The organism is Polaromonas sp. P1_G4 (assembly GCF_056405475.1).
Genome location: NZ_JBFUCA010000007.1, coordinates 1 through 25,077 on the forward strand (window position 1 = coordinate 1; position 25,077 = coordinate 25,077).

A 25,077-nucleotide genomic window follows, 5' to 3' on the forward strand; every position below is an offset into this window, starting at 1 on the left:
GTGTTGGCCAGCACTTTGAGGGCGCTGGCTGTGTCGAGATAAGTTACCACCACGGCGCTGGCCCGGGCCAGCCCGGCGGCCATCAGGGCCTGGAGCCGCACTGCATCACCGAACACCACCGAATCGCCTGCGGCTGCGGCCTGCCGTACCCGGTCGGGGTCGAGGTCGAGCGCCATGTACTGGATGCCTTCGCGCTCCAGCATGTGACCCAGGTTCTGGCCGCAGCGGCCATAGCCGCAGATGATCACGTGTTTGTTGGCGTTGATGGACTTGCGCGCGATGGTGGTCATTTGCAGCGATTGCTGCAGCCACTCGCTGGAAACCAGCTTCATCACRATGCGGTTGCTGTACATGATGATGAAAGGCGTTGCCAGCATGGACAGCACCATGCTGGCCAAAATGGGGTTTAACAGCGCGGGGGGCACCAGGTTGCCCTGCTGGGCCAGCGTGAGCAGCACAAAGCCGAATTCACCCGCCTGCGCAAGGTACAGGCCGGTGCGCAGCGATACGCCGGCTGTTGCACCCAGCGAACGCGCCAGCGCGGTAACCAGCACCAGCTTGAAGAGAACAGGCAACGTCGTCAGCAACAGCACCAGCGGCCATCGTTCCAGCACCAGCCRCCAGTCCAGCAGCATGCCGATGCTGATGAAGAAAAGGCCCAGCAAAACATCATGGAAGGGCCGAATGTCGGTTTCGACCTGGTGCTTGTATTCCGTCTCGGAGATCAGCATGCCGGCGATAAACGCGCCCAGCGCCAGGCTCAGCCCGGCGCGCTCGGTCAGCCAGGCCAGCGCCAGCGTGACCAGCAGCAGGTTGAGCACGAACAGTTCTTCGCTTTTGCGCCGTGCCACGATGGTGAGCCACCAGCGCATGATGCGTTGCCCGCCGGTGAGCAGCAGCCCCACCAGCACGGCCGCCTTCAACCCCGCGATCGCCAGCGCCATCAGGAGCGCATCGGCGGGCGCCCCCAGTGCCGGAATCAGCACGAGCAACGGCACAACGGCCAAGTCCTGGAACAACAGCAYGCCCATAACGCGCTTGCCGTGTTCGGATTCGAGTTCAAGTCGCTCCGACAGCAGCTTGACCACAATGGCGGTGCTGCTCATGGCGATGGCACCGGACAGCGCCAGCGCGGTCTGCCAGCCCATCTTCCAGAGACCGGGGGCCATGCTGGCAAGGAACAGCGAGCCCACCGTGGCCAGCACGATGGTCAGCGTAACCTGCAGCAGGCCCAGGCCAAAGACGTGACGCCGCATGGAGCGCAGCTTGGGCAGGTTGAACTCAAGCCCGATCACGAACATCAGAAACACCACGCCGAACTCGCCCAAATGCCTGACGCCGTCGGAATTTTGTGCCAGCGCCAGCGCGTTGGGCCCGATGACCACGCCGACCGCCAGGTAACCCAGCATGGGCGGCAGCTTGAGCGAACGGCATGCCACCACACCCAGCACAGCAGCCAGCAGGTACAGCAGGGTCAGTTCAAGCGCGCTCATGCGTTGATGGTAGCCGAGGATATTGCATGGCCTTGACCAATTGCAGGCGGCAAAGGCCCATTCGCGCGGGGGTTGGCCGGCGGGATGGGCCTGCCCGCCTCTATAGAATGCAGCCATGAGCCTTGACGCCGTGAATTTTGATGCCGAACAGGTGCTGAGCCTTGCCAGGAAGACTTTTGAAATAGAAGCCGCCGCTGTGCTGGGCCTGGTGGGACGGCTGGGCAATGAGTTTGCCCAGGCCGTGGAGTTGATGCTGCAATGCCGCGGCCGCGTGGTTGTCATGGGCATGGGAAAAAGCGGCCATATAGGCCGCAAGATTGCCGCCACACTCGCCTCCACCGGAACACCTGCCATGTTTGTGCATCCGGCCGAGGCCAGCCACGGCGACCTGGGCATGATCAAGGCCATCGACGTGGTGCTCGCAATTTCCAACAGCGGCGAGAGCGCCGAGTTGACGATGATCCTGCCGGTGCTGAGCCGCCAGGGCGTACCGTTGGTGGCAATTACCGGGGGCGCACAGTCCACGCTTGCCCGGCAAGCACGGGTAACGCTTGACAGCAGCGTGGCGCAGGAAGCCTGTCCGCTCAATCTGGCGCCGACGGCCAGCACGACCGCGCAGCTCGCCCTGGGTGATGCGCTGGCCGTCGCCCTGCTGGATGCGCGCGGTTTCAAGGAAGAAGACTTTGCGCGCTCCCACCCGGGCGGTGCGCTCGGCCGGAAACTGCTCACGCATGTCAGTGACGTGATGCGCAGCGGCGATGCGGTGCCGCAAGTGCTGGCCGACACCAGCTTCACCGACCTCATGCGTGAAATGAGCGCCAAGGGACTTGGGGCTTCTGCGGTGGTGGACGGCAGCCGGCGGGTGCTCGGTATATTCACCGACGGCGATTTACGCCGGCTGGTCGAAAAAGGCGTGGACCTGCGTAGCAGCAAGGCGGGCGACGTGATGCGCGCCAATCCGCGCACGATACAGCCGGATTCGCTGGCTGTCGAGGCTGTGGCATTGATGGAGCAGTACCGCATCACCAGCGTGCTGGTTGTGGACGACGCAGGGGTGTTGTGCGGGGCGCTGAATACCAACGACCTGATGCGCGCAAAAGTGATATGACGCTCGCACCCGTTATCTGGCTTGCGGTGAAACGATAGATGCTTACTCCAACACTGAGCTTTCCGCCTGAACTGCTGCTGCGCGCGCAGGGCATCAAGGTGGCATTTTTTGACGTCGACGGTGTACTCACGGATGGTGGCCTGTATTTTTCCGAATACCCCGACGGCCATGAACTGGCTGTGGTGTCGGGTGGTTATCGCGCTTCGGGCGAGATCGTCAAACGGTTCAACACGCTGGACGGCCATGGCCTCAAGCTGCTCCAGAGGGCCGGCATTACTCCCGCCGTCATCACCGGGCGCGATAGCCACGTGCTGCGCGCACGTTTGCAGGCACTCGGCATCACCCATGCCCATTTCGGTACGGAGGACAAACGCCCGGCCGCCGAGCTCACGCTGCAGGCCCTGGGGCTGGACTGGAGCGCTGCCGCAGCCATGGGYGACGACTGGCCCGACCTGCCCGTGCTCTCCCGTGTGGCGTTGAGCTGCGCGCCGATCAATGCGCACGCGGAGGTGCGCGCGATGGTCCACCACGTGACGCAAGCACCTGGTGTGTGGAAAAGCGCATCACGACGGCTACGGCCAACCGGGCCTACACCAACGGTGATGGATCGGAAGTGCAGTTGACGGGCAATGCGGTAGTGGTCAGGGAGGCGAGCCAGGATGCGAACGGGAAGGAAACGCCGCGCATGGAATTTCGCGGTGAGTTTCTTCATGCCTTCCTGAATGACGAGCGCGTGAAGTCGCACAAACCGGTGCTGCTGATTCGCGGCACCGACCAGTTCACCGGTGACACTTTTGCCTACGACAACCTGGACCAGGTGGCCGATCTCAAGGGACGTGTCCGCGGCATTCTCGTCCCGCGTTCCGCGGCCAGCGCTGCAGGTGCTGGTACCTTGCCCACTCTCATGCCTGCACCACCCGTCAATCCGGCAAGCAACGCACCGGCGACCCGCTAACGCGACACTCTCTAATCAACGACTGCCCACCATGTCCAGACTCGTATTTATCACCGGCGCTTCCAGCGGTATCGGTCAGGCATTGGCACTGCGTTTTTATTCTGCAGGCTATCGGCTGGCGCTGGCTGCTCGCAGAACCGCCGAGGTCCAGGCCTGGGCCGAGACCCATGCCATCAGTGCGAGCCGCTACCAGGTCTACGGCGCAGACGTATCCGACATCGACAGCATTGTGTCCGCCGGCGAGGCTTGCATCGCCGCGCAGGGCGTGCCCGATGTGGTGATTGCCAATGCCGGTATCAGCATCGGCATGGACTCCGCGGTGCGTGCTGACCTTGAGGTCATGGCCCGGACTTTTGCGACCAACAATATCGGTGTCGCAGCCACCTTTCATCCGTTCATCGCCGGCATGGTTTTGCGAGGCACAGGAACACTGGTTGGTATTGGCAGCGTGGCCGGCATACGGGGCCTTCCCGGCCATGGCGCCTATTGCGCGAGCAAGGCTGCAGTCATCGCCTATTGCGAAAGCCTGCGCGGGGAACTGCGCCCCAGTGGCGTGAAGGTGGTGACGATTTGCCCAGGTTACATCGACACGCCGCTGACCCGCGAAAACCGCTATGCCATGCCGTTTCTGATGAAGGCCGAGGTATTTGCCGAAAAAGCGTTTGCCACCATCCAGGGGGGGTGCAGCTACCGGGTGATCCCCTGGCAAATGGGCGTGGTGGCCAAGCTGTTGCGTCTGCTGCCCAATGCGGTGTTCGACAAGGCTTTGTCTGGCCGCGCACGCAAGCATCGCCAGGGCGAGAGCTGAGAGCCGGGCGCCTTTGCGCGTTGCGCTATCAAAACAGGAGCTGCTCGCGCCCGTAAGTTGGGCGCTGCAAAGCAAAAAGGCTTCAAAACCGAAGTCTTGAAGCCTTTTAAGCGCTCTTCAACCAGAGGCTGAAGAGGGGGTTCTGCAGGGCTTAGTAGCCGCCGCGTCCACCGCCGCCGCCGCCACCGGAACGGCCACCGCCGCTACCGCCGCCGCCGTAGGGGCTGCGGAAACCGCCGTCGCTACCGCCGCCGCCGGAACGACCACCGCCGCCACCGCCGTAGCCACCACCGCCGGAACGATCGCCGCCGCCACCACCACCGTAGCCGCCACCACCACCGCCGCCGAAGCCGCCGCTACGTGGAGGACGTGCCTCCATGGGACGTGCTTCGTTCACGACAACGCTACGGCCGCCCAGAGGCTGGCCGTTCATGCCGTTGATAGCTGCCTGGGCTTCTGCATCGCTGCCCATTTCGACAAAGCCAAAGCCTTTGGAGCGACCGGTGTCGCGTTCCATCATGACTTTAGCGCTGGWGACAGMGCCRWATTGGCCRAAAGATTGTTGCAGGTCTTCGTCRCGGACCGAGTACGGCAGRTTGCCGACGTAAAGTTTRTTGCCCATGAAGGGACTCCTCWAAAAYACAAAAACAAAAGCGATGGGGTCCCGAAAGCACAACAAATCTTGATACGTACCGCTGTAGCGCGCGAAACTGACCGATCACCTAACGTGTGCGAATAGTGACACTCGCACCGGCATATTATGCGTCAGTTATCAAAAAGACAACCAGCCGGCGTTACGCCTGGGCCTCGCAAGCCCGCATAAACAGGGGCTTCCCGGGTTTGTTTACGATTTTTGTATCGACCTGCCGGCTGACTTGAAGGCCGCGGAGGGTAGCCCAAAGCACTTCTATTGAAGATGGCGCAACAAAAAGCCCGCGATGGGGTTTTCGCCCCAGCTACGCGGGTGTTTAACAATAAAGCGCTATTAGTGGCCCGAATTTACGGCCCCGCTTAATAAGTTAGCGCCTACTGTTGATGGATTTACCAATGAATAGAGGCTGCCGGAGCGAAGAAATCAGAGTCGTAAGTTCTCTCCGGACAGCCCTGATGCTGGAAGCGAGGATGTGTCCGTTAAAAGCCATAAGCAGGACAGTTGACGCGCGCGCGGAAGGAAAATAGTTACAAAAAATTGCAATGATTCAATCCGAATCAATATTTATTCGATGAGATGGCGACCGCCTTCGCCCRTTCGGCGGCGCGTTATTTGGGACGAATATCGGGCGGCAATTCGGTGGAGCCAGCCTCGGCAAGATCCGAATAGTTGCGCCACTGCTTCATCGCGGCGCGCATGGTCAGAATCTGGTTCTCAAACTTCGGGCAGGCATCGCAGGCCAGAAGATGCAGCTTGAGCGCGATATGGTCGGGCAAACGAAGCGCGCGGTCTTCCCGCGCGATCAGCAATGCCGCAGCCTCGCGGCAGGTGCGTCTTAACAGGGTAATGTTGGGTTTCACGTTAAGGGCTGGCCGTATCAGGTGCTGAGTTTGCCAAACCAGTGGATATTCAGGCACTCCTGCAGGCGCAGGCGGGCCCGATGCAACTGGACATACAGGTTGGTCGGTGTCAGCGAGAGTTCCTTACAGACTTCCTGCGAGGAAAGCTCCAGCCACTCACGCATCAGGAACAGCCGCCCCAGTGCAGGTGGCAGGCGTTCCATGCAGGCGTCCAGTACCTGGAAGAACTGAACCTGCTGCAGGGTCTGGTCCGGATTGCCCCAGTCGTTGGGCGGTTCGGTGAAATGACCGTCGGCCTGGAAAGAGAGCCGGTCGAGCTCGTCACCCTCTTCGTCGCCGCGGGCGTCCGGTACCGCCACCATGCGCGCATTGCTGCGGATCAGGTCAATGACCTTGTGCTTGAGAATGCCGACAAGCCACGTCTTGAGCTGGGAGCGGTTGCCGAAAGACTGCGGCTTGGACAAAGCCGCCAGCAATGTTTCCGACACGGCGTCCTCGGCCCATTCATCGTTGCGCAGCTGCAGGCGCGCAAAACGAAGGAGATAGACGCGGTGTTCAACCAGCTGCTCTTCAAAAGTAGGCATGGCCGAAAGTCTAGCGGCAGGTGTGATGCTTGTGCGCCGGAACGTGACGAAATTTACGCCCCAGGCGCGATTTTTAAAAGAAACGGGTCCAAACCCAATAAGGACGGGCGCAAGCAGCTATCAAATAAGTAGCAAAAGCGCCGCCTGCGTCGCCGCTACCAGTTGACTTCCCGGTCAGGTGTGGCGCCAATGCGGTGGACGGACAAATCCGCGCCCTCAAATTCTTCTTCCTGGCTCAGCCTGAGGCCCATCGTGGACTTGAGGACACCATAGACAGCAAAGCCCGCGAGCAGCGCCCAGGCCACACCCATGGCGCTGCCCAGCAACTGGGCGCCAAAGCTCACACCGCCCAGTCCCCCAAGGGTCTGGTTGCCGAAGATGCCGGCAGCGATGCCACCCCACAGGCCGCACAGGCCATGCAGTGGCCAGACGCCCAGTACGTCGTCAATCTTCCATTTGTTCTGTGTCAGCGTGAACATCACGACGAACACGCCACCGGCGATGCCGCCCGTCACCAGCGCGCCCAGCGGATGCATCAGGTCTGAGCCTGCGCATACCGCCACCAGGCCGGCCAGCGGCCCGTTGTGCACAAACCCCGGGTCATTCTTGCCAAACACCAGTGCGGCGAGCGTGCCGCCGACCATGGCCATCRGGGAGTTGACGGCAACCAGGCCGGAGATTTTGTCGATGGTCTGTGCGCTCATCACGTTAAAGCCGAACCAGCCCACGGTGAGGACCCAGGCGCCCAGCGCCAGGAAGGGAATGTTGGAAGGCGGATGCGCCGACACGGCGCCGTCCTTGCGGTAGCGGTTGCTGCGCGCGCCCAGCAAAATCACCGCCGGCAAGGCCAGCCAGCCGCCCACGGCGTGAACCACGATGGAGCCCGCGAAATCATGAAACTCCGCACCGGTCAGTGACTTGATCCAGGCCTGCACGCCGAAGTGCTGGTTCCAGACGATGCCTTCGAAGAAGGGGTAGACAAAACCGACGATGACGGCGGTCGCGATGAGCTGCGGGTAAAAACGCGCCCGCTCGGCGATGCCCCCCGAAATAATCGCCGGAATGGCTGCGGCAAAGGTCAGCAAGAAGAAGAACTTGACCAGCTCATAGCCGTTTCTAGCCGCCAGCTGCTCTGCGCCGACAAAAAAATGGGTGCCGTAGGCCACGCCATAGCCCACCACAAAATACACCACGGTGGACACCGAGAAGTCCACCAGGATCTTGACCAGGGCATTGACCTGGTTCTTTTTGCGAACCGTACCCAGTTCCAGAAAGGCAAAACCGGCATGCATGGCGAGCACCATGATGCCGCCCAGCAGGATGAACAAGGCATCTGAGCCCTGTTTTAGTGCTTCCATAAGTCCCTCTTCAGATGAAATTGCTATTTGTTGGTGCGATTTCAGAGAAATTCCCATAACCGCACCAAATACAAGCAAGAAATGCGCCTCAAGTGTGCGAATGAACAGCTGGGTGCACCATTTCAGCCTGAAAGCGCCTGGACGCCTGGCGATATAATGAAAGCTGTCATTGGGGAGTAGCCAGCCTTTCAATCCTGAAAGGGGCTTGCGTCAACAGACTTGTCCTTGGAACCTGTTCTTTCGGACATGGCGCAAGCGGTCTTCGGATCACGCGAGACCTTTGACTGCACAGCCTCCGCTTCAGGCCGGGGATGCCGTGCAGTCATGGGTTTTCGGCCGGAGTCTTTTTGAATGGAAGCTTTCCTCGTCTCCACGGGCATCGTCGCCCTCGCCGAAATGGGCGACAAGACGCAACTCCTCGCGCTTATCCTCGCTGCCCGCTTCAAGAAGCCCTGGCCCATCGTCGCCGGCATCTTTGTCGCGACCCTGGTCAACCACGCATTGGCCGGCGCCGCCGGCGCCTGGGTCACCACACTGATCGGCCCGCAAATGCTGCGCTGGATCCTGGGCGCCTCGTTTCTGGCCATGGCGGCGTGGATGCTGGTGCCCGACAAGCTGGACGCGGACGAAGAGGAAAAGCCGCCGCGTTACGGCGTGTTCTTCACCACCGTGCTGGTGTTCTTCCTGGCGGAAATGGGCGACAAGACACAGATCGCCACCGTGATGCTGGCCGCGCGCTACGACGCCATCGTCAGCGTGGTCGCCGGCACCACGCTGGGCATGATGCTGGCCAATGCGCCGGTGGTCTGGCTGGGCGAGCGCGTCACCCGCCTGGTGCCGCTGCGTGCGGTGCACATCGTCTCGGCGCTCATTTTTGCCGGGCTGGGGCTGGCGGCATTGCTGATGAAAGCATAAAAGAGACAAACAGCACTCCCCACCCAGCAGGGGCCGAGGAACCGGCTTTGCCGGGCCTCAGGCGCAGCGGCCCCCTCGGGGGGCAGGGAGTTACGCGAAGCGAACGACCGTGGGGGCCACATCCATCGGGGTATACTTTCATTAGCGCCGATTTGCTCAGCTTGCGGGCGCTTAAAAAGTACAGCTAAAGACGAACTCCAACGACCCGGACTCGCTTTAGCGATGCCGGGTTTTTTGTTTCTGCAGGTGATTTTTTGACACTTATTGCCACCCCGCTCAGCATGCACTTTGTAGAGGCCTTGCCTCTGCAGAGCGGCGCGTCGATACGCGCCTACGACCTGAGCTATGAAACCTACGGCGAGCTCAACGCGGACAAATCAAACGCCGTGCTGATCTGCCACGCGCTCAATGCCTCGCACCATGTGGCGGGCGTGTACCTCGATGCGCAGGGCCAGCCGATAGCCAAATCCGAAGGCTGGTGGGACACGATGATCGGCCCGGGCAAGCCGGTCGACACCGACCGCTTCTTCGTCATCGGCGTCAACAATTTAGGCTCCTGTTTCGGCTCCACCGGCCCCATGCAGCCCAACCCCGACACGCAGGAGCTCTACGGCGCCGACTTCCCCGTCGTCACGGTGCAGGACTGGGTCAGCGCCCAGGCCCGCCTGCTGGATCGCCTGGGCATCCAGACCCTGGCCGCCGTGATGGGCGGCAGCCTGGGTGGCATGCAGGCCCTGGCCTGGACGCTGCAATACCCCGACCGCGTGCGCCACGCCGTGGTGGTGGCCAGCGCGCCCAACCTCACCGCCGAGAACATCGCCTTCAACGAAGTCGCCCGCCGCGCCATCGTGACCGATCCCGATTTTCACGGCGGCCATTTCTACCGTCACGGCGTGTTGCCCAAACGCGGCTTGCGCATCGCCCGCATGATCGGCCACATCACTTACCTGAGCGATGACGTGATGAATGAAAAATTTGGCCGCCAACTGCGCCAGGCGGTGGAGGAAACCGTGAACGCCGATGTCCCCTACAAATACACCACGCAAGACATCGAGTTCGAAATCGAAAGCTACCTGCGCTACCAGGGCGACAAATTCAGCGAGTACTTCGACGCCAATACCTATTTGCTGATCACGCGGGCGCTCGACTACTTCGACCCGGCCAGAGCGCACGGCGGCAACCTCACCCACGCGCTGGCCCATGTGACAGCCAGGTTCCTGCTCGTGAGCTTCACCACCGACTGGCGGTTTTCTCCCGCGCGCAGCCGCGAAATCGTCAAGGCGCTGCTCGACAACCAGCGTGATGTGAGCTACGCCGAGATTGACGCGCCGCACGGCCATGATGCATTTTTGCTGGAGGACGACCGCTACCTGGGCGTGGTGCGTTCCTACTTCCAGAGCAAGGTGGCCGTATGAACCTGCCCGTCGAACTCAATGTGCAGCCTTCGGCCGATATGTTGTCGATCGCGCGGCTGGTGCCGCACGGCTCCCGTGTGCTTGACCTGGGCTGCGGCACCGGCGAGCTGCTGGACTACCTGATCCGTGAGCGCGGCTGCTCGGGCTACGGCGTCGAGATCAACGACGCCAACGTGCAGGCCTGCGTGGCGCGCGGCGTCAACGTGATCCAGCTCAACCTGGAAGCGGGCCTGGCGCTGTTTGGCGACCGCTCGTTTGACGTGGTGCTGCAGATCGACACGCTGCAACACCTGCACAACGCCGAAACCATGCTGCGTGAAACCGCGCGTGTAGGCCGCGCCGGCATCGTCGTGTTTCCCAACTTCGGCCACTGGCCCAACCGCCTGGCTGTTGCGCGCGGCCGCATGCCGGTAACGAAGGTGTTGCCTTACCAGTGGTATGACACGCCCAACATCCGTGTCGGCACGCTGCAGGATTTTGAAGCGCTTGCGCTGCAAAACCAGTTGCAGATCCTGGATTCCTTCGGCTTGCAGGATGGCCGCGAAGTCCGCTTTTGGCCGAATGCCCGCGCCAGCCGGGCGGTTTTCAAGTTCAAGCGTGAGTAGCGCCGGCGCTGTCTGATCGCTAACGCGGCTTCGGCCAAAAAGCAGACATAACCCGCAATTCCGAATGGGTCGGCCGGAATTCCGACCTGGCGCCCCCGCGCCTCCAAGTCGTGCTGGAGCATGTTGCGACGCGTTCGAAAGCTGTCAACAGTACGTTTTCAGCACAAATCTGCCGAGCCCTCTTGTAACGTTCATCACGTCATGAGATGATTGCTTCATGACTGACTGGCTGATCCTTACCGCAACACTGCCGACCACCCCAAGTGGCCTGCGGGTCCGGGTGTGGCGTGCACTCAAGGCTACAGGTGCGGGAACGCTTCGGGAGGGGGTCTATGTCCTTCCGGCCACCGCGCCCTCCGCCCTTGCTCTGCGGGAGCTCGCCAAGACGATTGCCGACGCTGGAGCTGACGCCTACTTGCTCGAATTGCGCGCGCGCGATGACGCCCAGGAACAGGCGTTCCGCGCCCTGTTCGACCGCTCCGAGCACTATGCAGAGCTCGTGCAGGCCGTGAAGGATGCCCGCAAGAGCATAGTGGCGGCCAGCGAAGCGGAACTCCACAAGACACTGCGCAGCCTTGAGCAGCAATTGCAGCAGGTCCAGGCAAGCGATTTCTTCCCGGGCAAGGAGAGCGCAGGGTGTGTTGAGGCCGTCTCGGCTCTGCGGCGTGAGATGGAACTTCACCTCTCGCCGGACGAGCCGTCGCCTACGAGGGCCGTTGTCCCCGCGCTTTCCATCAAGGACTACCAGGGCCGCACCTGGGCCACCCGCAAGCGCCCCTGGGTAGACCGCCTGGCCACAGCCTGGCTGGTGCGCCGCTTTATCGACAAGTCCCCGAACTTCATCTGGCTGGCGGAGCCGAAGAAGTGCCCTAAACAGGCTCTCGGCTACGACTTCGACGGAGCGGCCTTCACGCACGTGGGTGAACTGGTGACCTTTGAGGTCGTCGCCAGGAGCTTCGGCCTTGACGAGAAGCCCGCCCTGGCGCGGCTCGGTCAGCTTGTGCATTACATCGACGTCGGGGGCATTCCGCTCGACGAAGCGCCGGGCATCGAAATGATCGTTCGCGGTTTGCAAGCGCAGCACGCGGACGACGACCAGCTGCTTGAGGCGGCGCTCGCATTTTTTGACACCCTGCACGCCGCTCTGAAGGCCGCCAAATGACCACTGATACCGTCGACCAGACAGGGCCCCAACCCATCACTCGCGGGGAAGCGTTCTCCTTCTGGTTGAAGCTTGGCTTCATCAGCTTCGGCGGGCCCGCAGGGCAAATAGCCATCATGCACGAGGAGCTCGTAGAGCGCCGGCGCTGGATTTCCGAGAACCGCTTCCTGCACGCCTTGAACTACTGCATGCTGCTGCCCGGCCCGGAGGCGCAGCAACTCGCGACCTACATCGGGTGGTTGATGCACCGCACGTGGGGCGGCATTGTCGCCGGCGGGCTGTTCGTCCTGCCGTCGCTGTTTCTGCTGATTGCACTGTCGTGKGTCTACATGGCTTTCGGCCACGTCCCGGCCATCGCGGGCCTGTTCTACGGCATCAAGCCAGCCGTCACCGCACTGGTCGTGCATGCCGCCTACCGGGTTGGCTCCCGCGCCCTCAAAAACGGCTGGTTGTGGGGCATCGCGGCGGCGGCGTTTATCTCCATCTTTGCATTCAACATACCGTTCCCGTTGATCGTGCTCGCGGCGGGCGCCATCGGCTACCTCGGCGGGAAGTACGCACCCGACAAGTTCAAGACCGGCGGCCACGGCGCGTCCACCAAGCAGTTCGGTCCGGCCCTCATCGATGACCACACGCCCACACCCGCCCACGCGTTCTTCACCTGGAAGCGCGCCAGGCAAGTGCTGGTCGTCTGCCTGGGCCTGTGGATAGCCGCCATCGGCGCTCTCACGGCTGCATACGGGTGGGACGCGGTGCTCACACAGATGGCATGGTTCTTCACCAAGGCTGCGCTGCTGACGTTTGGCGGTGCCTATGCGGTGCTGCCCTACGTCTACCAGGGCGCAGTGGACAACTACCAATGGCTCACCGGCCCCCAGATGATTGACGGCCTGGCGCTCGGCGAGACCACGCCCGGCCCGTTGATCATGGTCGTCGCGTTTGTCGGCTTCGTCGGTGGCTGGACCAAGGCCATATTCGGCCCCGAGTCCCTGTTCCTGGCCGGTGCTGCCGCGGCGACGGTGGTCACCTTCTTCACTTTTCTGCCGTCGTTCTTCTTCATCCTGCTCGGCGGGCCTTTCATCGAGTCCACGCACGGCAACCTGAAGTTCACGGCTCCACTGACCGGCATCACAGCCGCGGTGGTGGGCGTGATCTTGAATCTCGCTGTGTTCTTTGCCTACCACGTGCTCTGGCCGCAAGGCCTCTCGGGCCGCTTCGAGTGGGCTTCATTCGTCATCGGAGTAGCGRCCGCCGTGGCGCTGTTTCGCTTCAAAGTTAGTGTCATTCCCGTCGTGTTGGTCTCCGGCGTCGTCGGGCTGGCGCTGCGGCTCAGCAACATTATTTAAAGGTGCACCCATGGACGCTCGAATTCACGACCTCTCCTTCGACCCTGCCGGCATGAATGGCCTTTCGGAGAAATTGCTGCGCAGCCACCACCAGAACAACTACAGYGGCGCCGTCAAGCGGCTGAATGCCATCCGCGGCCGGTTGCGGGAGATGCCTTTCGCGACTACACCCGGCTTCGACCTCAATGGTCTCAAGCGGGAAGAACTCATCGCGACCAACTCGATGCTGTTGCACGAGCTGTACTTCGACTGCCTGGGTGCCACCGGCGAGCCGCTGACACCGGCGGCGGTGCTCGCGCTGCAATCGAACTTCGGCAGCGTTGAACGATGGCGCGAGGAGTTCGTCGCGATGGGCAAGGCCCTGGCCGGCGGATCCGGCTGGGTGCTGCTGGTATTCCAGCCGCGCGAGGGAACCCTTGTGAACCAGTGGGCCGCGGACCACACGCACGCGGTGGCGGGTGGCATCCCCATCCTGGCGCTCGACATGTACGAGCACGCCTACCACCTGGATTTCGGCGCGGCCGCCGGCCAGTATGTCGATGCCTTCATGGAGAACATCAACTGGACGCGCGTGTACGAGCGCTACCAGGCCGCGGTGGAGGCTTCAAGCGAGCCGTTCGCAGCCACTGCCGACGACCTCGCCGGTGCCCATGTTCTGGATGTGCGGCGGGCAGGGGTCTTCGACCAGGCGGACTCGCTCATTCCCGGTGCGCAGTGGCGAGACCCGGCCCAGGTGAACGCCTGGTCGGCGCAGCTGCCCAAGGACAAGCCCGTGATGGTCTATTGCGTTTACGGGCACGAGGTCGGACGATCCACGACCATGCGCCTGCGTGCAGCAGGGGTCGATGCCAGGTTCCTGAGCGGCGGTATTGACGGCTGGAAAGCCGCGGGCCGGCCGCTCGCGGCAAAGCAAACCTGAGGCGTGATCCATGGACGTGATCGACTTTCACTGCCACTTCGCCGGAGCGGGCATTCCGGTCGATGCGTCCAGAGGCAGTCCACCAGCCCAGAAGGAATTCTGGGACGGCGTAAGCAGGCGGCTGACGCAAGAGGCGGCATTGCTTGCGTCGCTGCAGACGGCAGGCGTGACGAGTCGAGTCATCAACACGTCCCTCGAGTTCGTCTTGGCCCCAGGCGAGGAGGCGGACATTGACACCATCCGCAAAATAAACGATTCGATGGCAGAGGTGGTGCACCGCCACAGCGGTGTGTTGCACGGACTTGCCACCGTGGACGCCTACCGTGGCGAGGAGTCAGGCCGCGAATTGACGCGAGCAGTCAAGGAGCTGGGCCTGAAAGGCGTGTTCATCGAGAGCGCGAAAGGGGATCTGCTGCCCGATGCACCGGAAGCCAGGGCGACCTTTCTTGCGGCATCGGAGCTGGACGTTCCCGTGTTCCTGCACCCGGTGCCGGATGCGGCTCTGCGCCAGAAGTTTGGGCACACAGGAAAGTTCAGCGAACGTCTTTCGCGCGGCGCGATCAACAGCGCCGCCTTGCTTGCCATGGTGCACGCCGGCATGTTCGAAGAGATGCCCCATCTGAACGTCGTCGTCACTGCGCTTGYGCTTGGGGGTTTGATGCTCGGGGAATGCCTGGCGGATGGCGCGCGGATCGGCAAACACGCGTCGCCGCGRCGCAATGTTTACATCGACACGACAGGCACGCATCCGGTCATGCTGCGTGCGGCCATCGACCTTGTCGGGGAGGACCATGTCGTCACCGGCACGGATTGGCCGGTCGTGACTGAAACGGATCTGCCGGCCCGGCTCACCAGYCTGTTCGACCAGTGTGGCCTAGGCGAAGCCGGCCGGGAGCTGATCGCCAACGGAAATGCGCGGCGCCTGCTGCACGCGTAAGCCTTCAAGGAGCTGATCATGCCCAGACCTTCCGTCGCATTGCTCTATCCTGGCGATCGCGCCATGCGGGACCGCGCGGATCCAGCTGAAAGCCGCTTTGCCGCTTTGTTCGAGGCGTTTGCGAGCGCCGGAGTAAGCGCCGTCCCGGCCGTGTACAACGATGCCTTCGCCGAGGAAGTGGAGGCGCAGGTGCGCGACTGCCGCCTTGTGCTGACATGGTGCAACCCCATCGAGGGCGGACGAAGACGGGACGTCCTGGACGCCATGCTGCGGCGGGTTGCCGACTCGGGGGTTGTGGTCAGCGCGCACCCCGAGACCATCCTGAAGCTGGGAACCAAAGACGTCTTGCTTCACACGCGCGATCTCCCGTTCGGCAGCGACGTTTGCCGAGTCGAAAGCCTCAAACAGCTTGAGGAAGAATTGCCGGAACGGCTCCGCAAGGGCCCGCGGGTGCTCAAGCAATACCGGGGGCATAGTGGTATCGGTGTCTGGCGTGTGGAACTGGTGAGTCCCATTGGCACACCCGCGTGCCTGCGTGTGCGCCACGCCCAGCGCGGCAGCGACGAGGAGCTGATGGAGCTCCCGGCGCTGCTGGCAAGACTGGCTCCGTACTTCGAGCCGGCGAATGGCGGGCACATGATCGACCAGGCATGGCAACCACGGTTGGTGGAAGGCATGGTTCGGGCCTATTTGGTGGAGGACCGGGTCGAGGGGTTCGGACACCAGTCGGTGAATGCGCTCTACCCCGCCGCGCCTGGCCAGCCAGCGCCGCAATCCGGCCCGAGGCTGTACTACGCCGCGGACCTGCCGCAATTCCGGTACCTGAAGGAACGACTGGAGACCGAGTGGGTCGAGTTGCTTCGTGCACGCGTCGGCCTCGCGCGCGAGCGGCTTCCCTTCTTGTGGGACTGCGATTTCATGTTCGGCGAGCCTCTCGTCGATGCCTCTGAGTACTATGTGCTTTGCGAGATTAACGTCAGCAGCGTAGCGCCATTCCCGGACTCCGCAATCCAGCCACTGGTTTTGGCTGTGCAACGTCGTCTAGAGCAGATTTGATCGCTTGTCGGCGCTTGCCGGTTTGCTGTTGCGTTTGTCCGACCTGACCTGATCGCCGCTCTGGATGACCGGGGGCTGGGCGCGGTATGCTCAGGCCCTCGTGATGGAACCCTCAGCCCCCAGCGAATCCCGGTCATCGACCCTCCTCCTGGAACGCCTTTTTGGCGACTGGGTGCGCGAGGTGTCGCCTGCTACTGTGCGGGCCGATGCGATGGCGGGTCTCTTGGGCGCAGTGCTGGTGCTGCCGCAAGGCATTGCCTTCGCAACGCTGGCCGGCCTGCCGCCGGCCTACGGCCTTTACACCGCCGTGATTCCCTGCATCATCGCCGCGCTGTTCGGTTCCAGCCGGCATGTCATGTCGGGCCCTACAAACGCCAACTCGCTGGCTCTGTTCGCCATGCTCTCGCCGCTGGCCATGGCCTTTAGCCCGCTCTACATTCAGCTGGCGCTGGCCGTCACCGTGATGGTGGGAGTCATGCAGTGGCTGATTGGCGCGTTGCGCCTGGGTGTGCTGGCCAACTTCATTTCACCGGCGGTGCTGTTTGGTTTTACTTCGGGCGCTGCGCTGCTGATCGCTGTGCATGCGTTGCCCGACCTGCTGGGCCTGGCGGCTGCGCCTGAGCACAGCGCGGCCGCGGTTCTTGGACATGTTCTCACGCAGATCACTTCCGCCCAGCCCATGGCGCTGGGTGTTGCGGCCATCACCCTGGGTGTCGCGCTGCTGCTGCGCCACCTGCGCCGCAACTGGCCGTACATGTTGATCGGATTGGCGGTGGCCACTGCGCTGGCCTGGGTGTGGAGCGGCCTTCTTTATCCCGGTGCCGCACCCTCCGCCTCGTTGCGTACTGTGGGCCAGATCCCCGTACCCTGGSCGAGGTTCGAAGTGCCGCGCATCAGCTGGGCGCAGGCCGCCGACCTTATCGGCCTGGCGTTTGCGCTGACCATCGTCGCGCTGGGCCAGGCGATCTCGATCGCCAAGACGGTGGCGCTGCGCTCGGGCCAACGCATAGACGCCAACCGCGAGTTCCGCGGCCAGGGCCTGTCCAACATCGTCGGCGGGTTTTTCTCAAGCTACGTTTCCTGCGGCTCGATGAACCGCTCCATGCCCAACCTGGAGGCCGGTGCGCGCACCCCGCTGGCCTCGGTATTTTCGGCTTTGTTGCTGCTGGCGCTGGTGGCGGTGAGCGCGCCGCTACTCGCGCAAATCCCCATGGCCGCGCTGGCGGCGCTGCTGGTGCTGGTGGCGTTCGCGCTGCTGGACTTCGCACGCTGGCGCCAGCTGTTCACCTTGAGCCGCAGCGACTTTGGCGTGGCGATGGCCACCATGGTGGCGACCGTCACCATACGGCTGGAGATCGCGATCTTGCTGGGCATGATTTTGTCGCTGATGTCCTTCCTCTACCGCACGTCAAAGCCTGCGATGCGCACCATGGGTTTTGACAGCCGCGGGCTGGACCGGCAGTTTGTGGTGATCGACAACAGCGTTGATGCGGGGGTTGACGTCGTTTCCGCACAGAAGGCCGAAGCGTCGTCGGAAGCGACGCCCCAGGCCTTGCCTGAATGCCCGCAGCTCAAATTGCTGCGAATGGAAGGCGAGGTCTACTTTGGCGCGACACAGCACGTCGCCGACATCCTGCATTCGCTGCGCACCCAGCCTCAGCCGCAAAAACACCTGCTTGTCATGGGCAAGAGCATGAACTTCATTGATCTGGCCGGCGCCGAGCTGTGGGAGGCCGAGCTCGCCGCGCGCCGCGCCATGGGCGGTGACCTGTACTTCCACCGGCCGCGGCCTGAAGTCATCCGCATGTGGCGCAAAACGGGCTTTACCAGCGTGCTGGGGCCAGAGCACCAGTTCCCCGACAAGTTCACCGCGATCTCCACCATCTTCAATAAGCTGGACCCTGAAATTTGCCGCCACTGCACCGCGCGGATATTCTGGGAATGCCAGTCTGCGCCAGGCCCCGACACACCCACCCCCTGAAACCCATGCCCCAATTCGCCGCCAACCTTAGCTGGATGTACACCGAGCTTCCCATGGCCGAACGCTTTGCCGCAGCCGCTCGTGACGGTTTCACGGCCGTGGAAATCCTCTCGCCCTATGCATGGGAACCCGCGGCGCTCAAAGCCATCCTGCAGCAACACGGCCAGCAGCTGGTGCTGTTCAACGCACCGCCCGGTGGCGTCGATGTGGCCAGCATCGAGAAGGCTTGGGCAAGCTCGCAAAAAGGCACGGCCTGCCTGCCGGGCCATGAAGCGGAGTTCCGTGCCGGTATCGCGATTGCGCTGGAGTATGCGCAATCGCTGGGCTGCCCGCGCATCCACGTAATGGCGGGCGTACTGCCCGCCGGGGTGGAGCGCGAGGCGGTGCAACCGACCTATGTGAACAACCTGCGCGAGGCGGCCCCACTGGCGGCCAAGGTGGGTGTGGACCTGTTGATCGAGCCTATCAACACCCGCGACATTCCGCGCTTCTTTTTGAACCGGCAAGACCACGCACATGAAATCATCCGCGAAGTGGGTGCGCCCAACGTCAAGGTGCAGATGGATCTTTACCACTGCCAGATCGTTGAAGGCGACCTGGCCATGAAACTGCGCAAATACCTGCCCACGGGCCACGTCGGCCATCTGCAGATCGCGGGCGCACCCGGCCGCAATGAGCCAGATGTCGGTGAGATCAACTACCCCTATCTGTTCGCGCTGCTCGATGAGCTCGGCTACAGCGGTTGGGTAGGGTGTGAATACAAGCCGCTGCGCGGCGCAGAAGCCGGCGCTACGCAGGCCGGGCTGGGCTGGCTGAAAAGACTTCGCGAATGCGCCTGAGCGCGTTCGCAGCATTCAGCGCGCGCAACGAAACGTCAAATTGATGCGCTGCCTGCCCAGGCGCGCGTGTTCGCCCTCGGCCAGCGGTGCTACGCCGTGATAAGCCAGCCGCGACGGGCCGCCCCACACCGCCACGTCGCCATGCACCAGGCGGTATCGCGCGGGGCGGTCGCTGCGATTCAGGCCGCCGAACAAAAACACCGCCGGCAAGCCCATCGACACCGACACAATCGGCGCCTCCATGCTGCCTTCATCCTTGTCCTGGTGTAGCGAGAGGCGCGCTCCGGGCTCATAGCGGTTGATCAGGCAGGCGTCCGGCCGAAAATTGCCGAAACCCGCTTCCGCTGCGGCGTGCAGTGCCAGTTCGGCAAAGCAGGCTGGCATGGCCGGCCAGCGTCGGCCTGAAAGCGGGTCGTTCGCGTCATAGCGGTAACCGCTGTGATCGGACACCCAGCCCAGCGCGCCGCAATTGCTCATCGCGACCGACATGGTGTAGCCGCCCGGCGTGACCAGGTGGCGCAGCGGCGCGGCCGCGGTGACGTCTTGCACAGCTTGCAGCAACACTTCGTCCACCTCGCAGGCAAAGCCGCGCAGCAGCATGGCGCCTGGTGCCATCACCTCGGGCGCGGTGTATGGCGCCGGCACCTCATCGAAAAGCCCCAGGGTCACACCATCTCCTTTACTCAGCATCATGAAAAATAATGCCCAGCGTGTGCCGGCGGCCGCTACGCACCGTGCTCACGCCGTGCCGCATGTTGACCCGGTAAAAGCCGCGGCTGCCCTGCACCGGCCGGTGATGCACGGCAAACACCACGGCGTCGCCCTGCCGCAGCGGCACCACCTCGGGCCGCGACTGCATGCGCGGGCGCTGCTCCGTCAGCACAAACTCGCCGCCCGTGAAATCTTCGCCCGGGCGCGACAGCAGCACGGCGACCTGGATCGGGAACACGTGCTCGCCATACAGGTCCTGGTGCAGGCAGTTGTAGTCTCCAGGACCATATTGCAAGAGCAGCGGTGTAGGCCGCTGCTGGCCTGCCGCGTGACAGCGTGCGAGGAAATCGGCATGGACCGGCGGATAGCGCACGTCAATCCCCATGGCCTGGTTCCAGGCATTGGCCACGCCGACCAACCGCGGGTAAAGCGTGGTGCGCAGCCGCGCCACGATGTCCGGCAGCGGGTAGCGGAAGTACTGGTATTCGCCCTGGCCGAAGCCGTGGCGCTGCATCACCACCCGGCTGCGAAAGCGGCCCGCATCGGCATAGAGCGCGGTGACGGCCTCACATTCCTGCGCGCCCAGCAGCTGCGGCAGCACGGCGCTGCCGTAGCGGTTGAGTGTGGCTGTAATGTGCGCCCAGCCGCCTGTTCCGGCATCCGTGCCGGCGGATTCGGGCAACAGGCTGGGGGCATCGGAAACGGGCGGCATGCGGAAATCCTTTGAGGCGATGGGGCATCCATCAACGCATTCAGGATAAATCCGGCGGCTCGCTAACGCTCGCCGGAATCGGACATTTCATTCGACCTTGGTCAAGCAGCCAGCTCGGAGAGGATGGGGCAATCAGGCCGGCTGTTGCCCTGGCAGCAGTGCGCCAGGTGGCCCAGGGTCTGCTTCATCGCTTCCATCTCGGCAATACGGCGCTCCAGGTCGGCCACATGGGCCAGCGCGATGCGCTTGACGTCGGCACTCGCGCGGCGCTTGTTCTGCCATAACTTGAGCAACTCGGCGATCTCGATCATGCTGAACCCCAGCGCGCGGGCGCGGCGTATGAAGCGCAGCGTGTGCACTTCTTTTTCGCCGTACTGGCGGTAACCCGCATCGGTGCGGTGCACGGTGGGCAGCAGGCCCAGCGACTCGTAGTGGCGAATCATCTTGGCGGACACGCCCGTGTGCGCAGCGGCCTGGCCGATGTTGAGCGGACCAATATCAAATGTGTCAGTCATGGGTGCTCCCTTTCCAGCGGCGCAACAGCAGGGCGTTCATCACCACACTGGCGCTGCTCAGCGCCATGGCGGCGCCGGCGATGACGGGGCTGAGCAGCCCCAGCGCAGCCAGCGGAATACCGACCACGTTGTAAACAAAAGCCCAGAACAGGTTCTGGCGGATCTTGGCGTAGGTGCGGCGCGAAATATCGATGGCGTCCGCCACCAGCGCCGGGTTGCCGCGCATCAGCGTGATGCCGGCGGCGTGCATGGCCACGTCGGTGCCGGTGGACATCGCGATGCCCACATCGGCCGCGGCGAGGGCGGGTGCATCGTTGATGCCGTCGCCCACCATGGCCACACGCCCGCTTTGCGCTTGCGCAGCGGCCTTGAGTTGGCCGATGATGGCGGCTTTGTCTTGCGGCAACACCTGGCTGTGCACAAGGTCTATTCCGAGTTGCTGCGCCACGGCTTCGGCGCTGCCGCGGTTGTCGCCGGTCACCAAAGCGGTTTGAATGCCCAGTGCGTGGAGGCGGGAAATCGCCGGCGCCGCGCTGCTTTTGAGCATGTCGCCAAACGCCATCAGCCCGAGAAGCTGCGGTGTTCCGGTGACTTCGGCCAGCCACGACACCGTGCGGCCCTGGGCTTCGAGTTCTTTGGCGCGTGCATTCAGCGTGGCGAAGGTGTTCAGGTCCAGGCCCAGCTCCTGCATAAAGCGCGGGCTTCCGAGCCGCAGTTCGCGGCCTGCCACCACGGCGGCCATGCCGCGGCCGGCGACGGCGCGCAACTCCGTCGCTGCGGGAATCTCAAGCTGCTGCTCCGCCGCGCGCCGTGTGACCGCGCGGGCGAGCGGGTGTTCGCTGCCCGACTGGATGGCGGTCGACCAGGCCAGCAACTCGTTGGCAGCGATTGCGCTGGGCTCCAGCGCCACCAGTTCGGGTTTGCCCTCGGTCAGCGTGCCGGTCTTGTCAAAAGCCACTACCTTGACGCCGTGCGCCACTTCCAGCGCCTCCGCGTCCTTGATCAGGATACCCTGGCGTGCGGCGGCGCCCGTGCCCACCATGATGGCGGTAGGCGTGGCCAGACCGAGTGCACAGGGACAGGCGATTACCAGCACAGCGACCGCATTGAGGATGGCCGCCTCCCAGTCCTGCGTGGCCAGGCCCCAGCCCAGCAGCGTCACCAGGGCAATGGCAATTACCACAGGCACAAACACGGCGCTGACCTGGTCCACCAACCGTTGTATGGGTGCTTTTTTGGCTTGGGCCGATTCGACCATACGCACGATGCGGGCCAGCGTGGACTCCGCGCCTACGGCCGTGGTGCGCACCACGATCAGGCCTTCGGCATTGACTGCGCCGCCAGTCACGTGGTCGCCTGCGTACTTGGCAACTGGCAGGCTCTCGCCGGTGATCAGCGACTCGTCCACCTGCGTGGAACCCTCGACGATCTCGCCATCAACCGAGATGCGTTCGCCAGGGCGCACCACCACCAGGTCGCCGAGCTGTATGTCTTGCAAGGCTACGTCTTCGTCCTTTCCATCGCGCCGACGGCGCGCGGTGTCGGGGCGCAGCGCCTGCAACGCGCGGATGGCGGCGGTCGTCTGGTGTTTGGCGCGCGCTTCCATCCATTTGCCCAACAACACCAGTGTGATGACGACTGCCGAGGCTTCAAAATACAGGTGCGCCATGCCATGGCCGCCATGCCGCAGCAATTGATAGACGCTCAGGCCGTAGGCAGCTGAGGTGCCCAACGCGACCAGCAAATCCATATTGCCGGTGCGGGCGCGCAAGGCGCTCCAGCCGGCGCGGTAAAAACGTGCGCCCAGCCAGAACTGCACCGGCGTGGCCAGCAGCCATTGCCACCAGCCGCCCAGCATCCAGTCCTTGCCGAACAGCGCCCCCACCATGGGCAGCGCCAGCGGCGCAGACAGGACGGCTGCCAGCGCGATAGGCCACCAGGGCGCGCCAGTTTTGTCCACGGGGGTGCCCGAAGCGGGGATTTCGCTCGCCTGATAACCGGCTTTGGCCACTGCCGCCACCAGCGCCGGCAACATCGCGGCRTTGCCCGCGACGCGGACTTCGGCGGTCTCGGTCGCCAGGTTGACGCTGGCCGACAGCACCCCTGGCATTTGCTTGAGCGCTTTCTCGACGCGCGACACGCAGGAGGCGCAGGTCATGCCGTCTATTTTGAGCCGCAAGGATTGTTCGGCCACGCTGTAGCCGGCTTTGGCGACGGCGGTCTTCAGGGCGTCCATGCCGACACCGGCGCGCACCTTGACGCTGGCCTGTTCGGTCGCGAAATTGACGCTCACGTCCTCAACGCCCGGGACGTTGGCCAGCGAACGTTCCACACGCGCCACGCAGGACGCGCAACTCATGCCCTGGACGGGAAACTGCCACTCGGTCAGCGCCGGCATGACGGGAGATGTTTTTAACGTGGATGGGGTGTTCATGCCTGTAGTCTCAACCTTACCACCATGGGAGGGTCAAGCGCCTTGGTGTAATAGCCCTGAATCGAGGCAGGACTTGCCGGGCTACGCTTGACCCTGCCCCCATGGGAAGGTTCAGACTTCTGGGTAATCCCTGTACCAATCTCTCAGACAGCTTCCAAGGAGTCTTTATGGAATTCAATATCCCCGCCATGAGCTGCGGCCACTGCGTTGGCGCCGTCACCCAGGCCATCAAATCGCTGGATGCAGCGGCGCAGGTCAGTGTGGACTTGCCCGGCAAAAAGGTTGTGGTGCAATCCTCGCAAGACAGGCAAGCCGTGGCGGCTGCGCTGGCCGAGGCGGGTTATCCCGCACAGTAGTGCGCCGATATCCGGCGGGAAAGACGTTTCGGCGTCGATAGAATGGCCCTTCCTCCCTCCATTCAAGCCGCCTAGTGTCCGACCGACTCGCCGTCCTCCCCCAATACCTGTTTCCCAAGCAGGCGCTGACCAACTTTGCCGGTTTTGTAGCTTCGCGCGAGCGTGGCTGGGTCACCACCGAAATCATCCGCCGCTTTGTCGCCAAGTACCAGGTCAACATGGACGAGGCGCTCAACTCCGACATTGCGAGCTATCTCACCTTCAACGACTTCTTCACGCGTGCGCTCAAGCCCGGCGCGCGACCGCTGGCTGATGCCGAGCTGATTTCGCCGGTGGACGGTGCGATCAGCCAGTTCGGTGCGATCGAGAAGGACCAGATCTTTCAGGCCAAGGGTCACAGTTATTCGACTACTGCGTTGGTGGGCGGGGATGCGGCGCTGGCGGCGCATTACCAGGACGGCCATTTCGCTACGCTCTATCTGAGCCCCCGGGACTACCACCGCATCCACATGCCTGCAGGCGGTCGGCTGACGCGCATGATTTATGTGCCGGGCGACCTGTTTTCCGTCAATCCCGTTACCGCACGCGGCGTGCCGGGGCTGTTCGCGCGCAATGAGCGCGTGGTCTGCGTTTTCGAATCGGCGCGCGGGCCCTTTGTGCTGGTGCTGGTCGGCGCGACCATCGTTGGCAGCATGGCCACGGTGTGGCACGGCGTGGTGAACCCGCCGCGCGGCAAGGTGGTGCGGCAATGGGATTACCCCGACGARCCAACCTCCGCCATCCGCCTCAAGCAGGGCGAGGAAATGGGCCGCTTCCTGCTGGGCTCCACCGTCGTCATGCTGTTTCCCAAAGGGCCGCTGCAGTTCAATGCCGAGTGGGCGCCCGGCCGCGAAATACGGCTCGGCGAAGCCATGGCGGTCTACGGTTAAGCAGAGGGTGTGAAGCCCAGGCGGTTTAAAAACGCCATCGCTGCCGCCGGCGCCCTTTCCTTGGCGCCGTTGATGAAATACACAAACACGTCGCGCGGCTTGCCCTGTGCCGGGGCTTCTTCCAGCGTCGGCAGGTCGGCCGGCGCGGAGCCGTCAGCCCATTGCCGCGCGCGCTCAGCCCAGGCGTTCAGCGCGCTTTCCTCGTAGCCGGTCTCCAGGCCTGATTCGCTCATCATGAGGCGGGCATAGGCGAAGTCACCCGTGAGGTCGGCGAAAGACGGAAATTTGTCAGCGTCGGTAAATACAGTGGCGACCTTGTAACGKCGCGCCAACGCCAGGTAATCGGGCGACATAAAGCTCTCGTGGCGAACGTCGACGACATGGCGCAGCGCCCGGCCGTCCACCTGTTTGGGCAGCAGCGACAGAA

25 protein-coding genes, 1 pseudogene and 1 riboswitch are annotated in these 25,077 nt (G+C 63.3%); of the genes and pseudogenes, 16 read left to right on the forward strand and 10 right to left on the reverse strand.

Annotation, left to right across the window (positions count from 1 at the left end; translation table 11 throughout):
• Positions 1–1,493 (reverse strand): cation:proton antiporter (locus AC1D1X_RS00845; protein ID WP_477697685.1); only part of this gene is annotated, 1,493 nt, incomplete at its 3' end.
• 115 nt (positions 1,494–1,608) lie between these two features.
• Here AC1D1X_RS00845 and AC1D1X_RS00850 point away from each other — a divergent pair.
• The 4 genes and pseudogenes from AC1D1X_RS00850 to AC1D1X_RS00865 all read left to right on the forward strand — a co-directional run bounded on the left by AC1D1X_RS00850 (position 1,609) and on the right by AC1D1X_RS00865 (position 4,364).
• Complete coding sequence (locus AC1D1X_RS00850) at positions 1,609–2,601, forward strand: KpsF/GutQ family sugar-phosphate isomerase (protein WP_477670437.1); 993 nt, start codon at positions 1,609–1,611, stop codon at positions 2,599–2,601.
• Between the two features lie 38 nt (positions 2,602–2,639).
• Complete coding sequence (locus tag AC1D1X_RS00855) at positions 2,640–3,224, forward strand: KdsC family phosphatase (RefSeq protein ID WP_477697686.1); 585 nt, start codon at positions 2,640–2,642, stop codon at positions 3,222–3,224.
• Positions 3,161–3,556, forward strand: a pseudogene (lptC, locus tag AC1D1X_RS00860) (LPS export ABC transporter periplasmic protein LptC); the annotation flags it as partial. The gene AC1D1X_RS00855 and the pseudogene lptC, both read left to right, overlap by 64 nt.
• 31 nt (positions 3,557–3,587) lie before the next feature.
• Entirely contained in the window at positions 3,588–4,364 is a 777-nt protein-coding gene (locus tag AC1D1X_RS00865) for an SDR family oxidoreductase (protein ID WP_477670439.1), read from the forward strand.
• Positions 4,365–4,515: 151 nt separating this feature from the next.
• On the opposite strand, the gene AC1D1X_RS00870 is transcribed toward AC1D1X_RS00865, so the two are convergent.
• From AC1D1X_RS00870 to AC1D1X_RS00885, 4 genes are all read right to left on the reverse strand, one after another.
• Positions 4,516–4,986, reverse strand: a complete 471-nt coding sequence (locus AC1D1X_RS00870; protein WP_477697687.1) for an RNA recognition motif domain-containing protein — start codon at positions 4,984–4,986, stop codon at positions 4,516–4,518.
• A 638-nt stretch (positions 4,987–5,624) separates the two neighbouring features.
• Positions 5,625–5,876, reverse strand: a complete 252-nt coding sequence (locus AC1D1X_RS00875) for a zf-HC2 domain-containing protein (RefSeq protein WP_477670440.1) — start codon at positions 5,874–5,876, stop codon at positions 5,625–5,627.
• A 17-nt stretch (positions 5,877–5,893) separates the two neighbouring features.
• Positions 5,894–6,460: a sigma-70 family RNA polymerase sigma factor gene (locus AC1D1X_RS00880; protein ID WP_457281906.1), complete on the reverse strand. Its 567-nt coding sequence runs from the start codon at positions 6,458–6,460 to the stop codon at positions 5,894–5,896.
• A 155-nt stretch (positions 6,461–6,615) separates the two neighbouring features.
• Positions 6,616–7,818, reverse strand: a complete 1,203-nt coding sequence (locus AC1D1X_RS00885) for an ammonium transporter (protein WP_477697688.1) — start codon at positions 7,816–7,818, stop codon at positions 6,616–6,618.
• A 159-nt stretch (positions 7,819–7,977) separates the two neighbouring features.
• A riboswitch (yybP-ykoY riboswitch) is annotated at positions 7,978–8,164 on the forward strand.
• A gap of 5 nt (positions 8,165–8,169) precedes the next feature.
• Between AC1D1X_RS00885 and AC1D1X_RS00890 the strand changes: the two genes are divergently transcribed.
• From AC1D1X_RS00890 to otnI, 10 genes are all read left to right on the forward strand, one after another.
• A complete protein-coding gene (locus AC1D1X_RS00890) occupies positions 8,170–8,733 on the forward strand; it encodes a TMEM165/GDT1 family protein (protein WP_477670442.1) in 564 nt (187 codons plus the stop codon).
• 254 nt (positions 8,734–8,987) lie between these two features.
• On the forward strand, positions 8,988–10,148 hold the full coding sequence (metX, locus tag AC1D1X_RS00895) for a homoserine O-succinyltransferase MetX (RefSeq protein WP_477670443.1): 1,161 nt from the start codon (positions 8,988–8,990) through the stop codon (positions 10,146–10,148).
• Complete coding sequence (metW, locus tag AC1D1X_RS00900; RefSeq protein WP_477670444.1) at positions 10,145–10,753, forward strand: methionine biosynthesis protein MetW; 609 nt, start codon at positions 10,145–10,147, stop codon at positions 10,751–10,753. Before metX ends, metW begins: the two co-directional genes overlap by 4 nt.
• Before the next feature lie 217 nt (positions 10,754–10,970).
• Positions 10,971–11,915 carry a chromate resistance protein ChrB domain-containing protein gene (locus AC1D1X_RS00905; RefSeq protein WP_477670445.1) on the forward strand — a complete coding sequence of 315 codons (945 nt, stop codon included), beginning with the start codon at positions 10,971–10,973 and terminating at the stop codon, positions 11,913–11,915.
• Positions 11,912–13,261, forward strand: coding sequence for a chromate efflux transporter (chrA, locus tag AC1D1X_RS00910; RefSeq protein WP_477697689.1), 1,350 nt, complete (start codon positions 11,912–11,914; stop codon positions 13,259–13,261). Before AC1D1X_RS00905 ends, chrA begins: the two co-directional genes overlap by 4 nt.
• Positions 13,262–13,271: 10 nt before the next feature.
• Positions 13,272–14,180, forward strand: coding sequence for a Fe-Mn family superoxide dismutase (locus AC1D1X_RS00915; protein ID WP_477670447.1), 909 nt, complete (start codon positions 13,272–13,274; stop codon positions 14,178–14,180).
• 10 nt (positions 14,181–14,190) lie between these two features.
• Positions 14,191–15,117: an amidohydrolase family protein gene (locus tag AC1D1X_RS00920; RefSeq protein WP_477697690.1), complete on the forward strand. Its 927-nt coding sequence runs from the start codon at positions 14,191–14,193 to the stop codon at positions 15,115–15,117.
• Positions 15,118–15,135: 18 nt separating this feature from the next.
• Complete coding sequence (locus AC1D1X_RS00925; protein ID WP_477670449.1) at positions 15,136–16,173, forward strand: Cj0069 family protein; 1,038 nt, start codon at positions 15,136–15,138, stop codon at positions 16,171–16,173.
• A gap of 103 nt (positions 16,174–16,276) precedes the next feature.
• Positions 16,277–18,154, forward strand: a complete 1,878-nt coding sequence (locus AC1D1X_RS00930) for a SulP family inorganic anion transporter (protein ID WP_477697691.1) — start codon at positions 16,277–16,279, stop codon at positions 18,152–18,154.
• 5 nt (positions 18,155–18,159) lie between these two features.
• Entirely contained in the window at positions 18,160–18,993 is an 834-nt protein-coding gene (gene otnI / locus AC1D1X_RS00935; protein WP_477670451.1) for a 2-oxo-tetronate isomerase, read from the forward strand.
• Between the two features lie 15 nt (positions 18,994–19,008).
• Here otnI and alkB read toward each other — a convergent pair whose 3' ends face one another.
• The 4 genes from alkB to AC1D1X_RS00955 form a co-directional block, all read right to left on the reverse strand.
• Positions 19,009–19,662 carry a DNA oxidative demethylase AlkB gene (alkB, locus tag AC1D1X_RS00940; protein ID WP_477670452.1) on the reverse strand — a complete coding sequence of 218 codons (654 nt, stop codon included), beginning with the start codon at positions 19,660–19,662 and terminating at the stop codon, positions 19,009–19,011.
• Between the two features lie 10 nt (positions 19,663–19,672).
• A complete protein-coding gene (locus AC1D1X_RS00945; protein WP_477670453.1) occupies positions 19,673–20,416 on the reverse strand; it encodes a 2OG-Fe(II) oxygenase in 744 nt (247 codons plus the stop codon).
• Between the two features lie 101 nt (positions 20,417–20,517).
• Positions 20,518–20,931: a Cu(I)-responsive transcriptional regulator gene (gene cueR / locus AC1D1X_RS00950; protein ID WP_477670454.1), complete on the reverse strand. Its 414-nt coding sequence runs from the start codon at positions 20,929–20,931 to the stop codon at positions 20,518–20,520.
• Positions 20,924–23,365, reverse strand: coding sequence for a heavy metal translocating P-type ATPase (locus tag AC1D1X_RS00955; RefSeq protein WP_477670455.1), 2,442 nt, complete (start codon positions 23,363–23,365; stop codon positions 20,924–20,926). The genes cueR and AC1D1X_RS00955 overlap by 8 nt, the downstream gene beginning before the upstream one ends.
• Positions 23,366–23,532: 167 nt before the next feature.
• On the opposite strand from AC1D1X_RS00955, the gene AC1D1X_RS00960 reads away from it, so the two are divergent.
• The gene (locus AC1D1X_RS00960; protein ID WP_477670456.1) at positions 23,533–23,721 is read left to right on the forward strand and encodes a heavy-metal-associated domain-containing protein; all 189 of its coding nucleotides are present in this window, start codon (positions 23,533–23,535) and stop codon (positions 23,719–23,721) included.
• A 74-nt stretch (positions 23,722–23,795) separates the two neighbouring features.
• Positions 23,796–24,650 carry an archaetidylserine decarboxylase gene (gene asd, locus AC1D1X_RS00965; RefSeq protein WP_477670457.1) on the forward strand — a complete coding sequence of 285 codons (855 nt, stop codon included), beginning with the start codon at positions 23,796–23,798 and terminating at the stop codon, positions 24,648–24,650.
• On the opposite strand, the gene AC1D1X_RS00970 is transcribed toward asd, so the two are convergent.
• A partial coding sequence (locus AC1D1X_RS00970; RefSeq protein WP_477697692.1) for a DUF72 domain-containing protein occupies positions 24,647–25,077 on the reverse strand: 431 nt, incomplete at its 5' end. The two genes, asd and AC1D1X_RS00970, sit on opposite strands and share 4 nt — an antisense overlap.

Coding starts and splice junctions, on each gene's coding strand:
- AC1D1X_RS00945 (WP_477670453.1), bottom strand. CDS start 20,416: ATGCCGCCCGTTTCCGATGCCCCCAGCCTGTTGCCCGAATCCGCCGGC.
- AC1D1X_RS00960 (WP_477670456.1), top strand. CDS start 23,533: ATGGAATTCAATATCCCCGCCATGAGCTGCGGCCACTGCGTTGGCGCC.
- AC1D1X_RS00905 (WP_477670445.1), top strand. CDS start 10,971: ATGACTGACTGGCTGATCCTTACCGCAACACTGCCGACCACCCCAAGT.
- metW (WP_477670444.1), top strand. CDS start 10,145: ATGAACCTGCCCGTCGAACTCAATGTGCAGCCTTCGGCCGATATGTTG.
- AC1D1X_RS00925 (WP_477670449.1), top strand. CDS start 15,136: ATGCCCAGACCTTCCGTCGCATTGCTCTATCCTGGCGATCGCGCCATG.
- AC1D1X_RS00850 (WP_477670437.1), top strand. CDS start 1,609: ATGAGCCTTGACGCCGTGAATTTTGATGCCGAACAGGTGCTGAGCCTT.
- AC1D1X_RS00880 (WP_457281906.1), bottom strand. CDS start 6,460: ATGCCTACTTTTGAAGAGCAGCTGGTTGAACACCGCGTCTATCTCCTT.
- AC1D1X_RS00865 (WP_477670439.1), top strand. CDS start 3,588: ATGTCCAGACTCGTATTTATCACCGGCGCTTCCAGCGGTATCGGTCAG.
- otnI (WP_477670451.1), top strand. CDS start 18,160: ATGCCCCAATTCGCCGCCAACCTTAGCTGGATGTACACCGAGCTTCCC.
- AC1D1X_RS00890 (WP_477670442.1), top strand. CDS start 8,170: ATGGAAGCTTTCCTCGTCTCCACGGGCATCGTCGCCCTCGCCGAAATG.
- cueR (WP_477670454.1), bottom strand. CDS start 20,931: ATGACTGACACATTTGATATTGGTCCGCTCAACATCGGCCAGGCCGCT.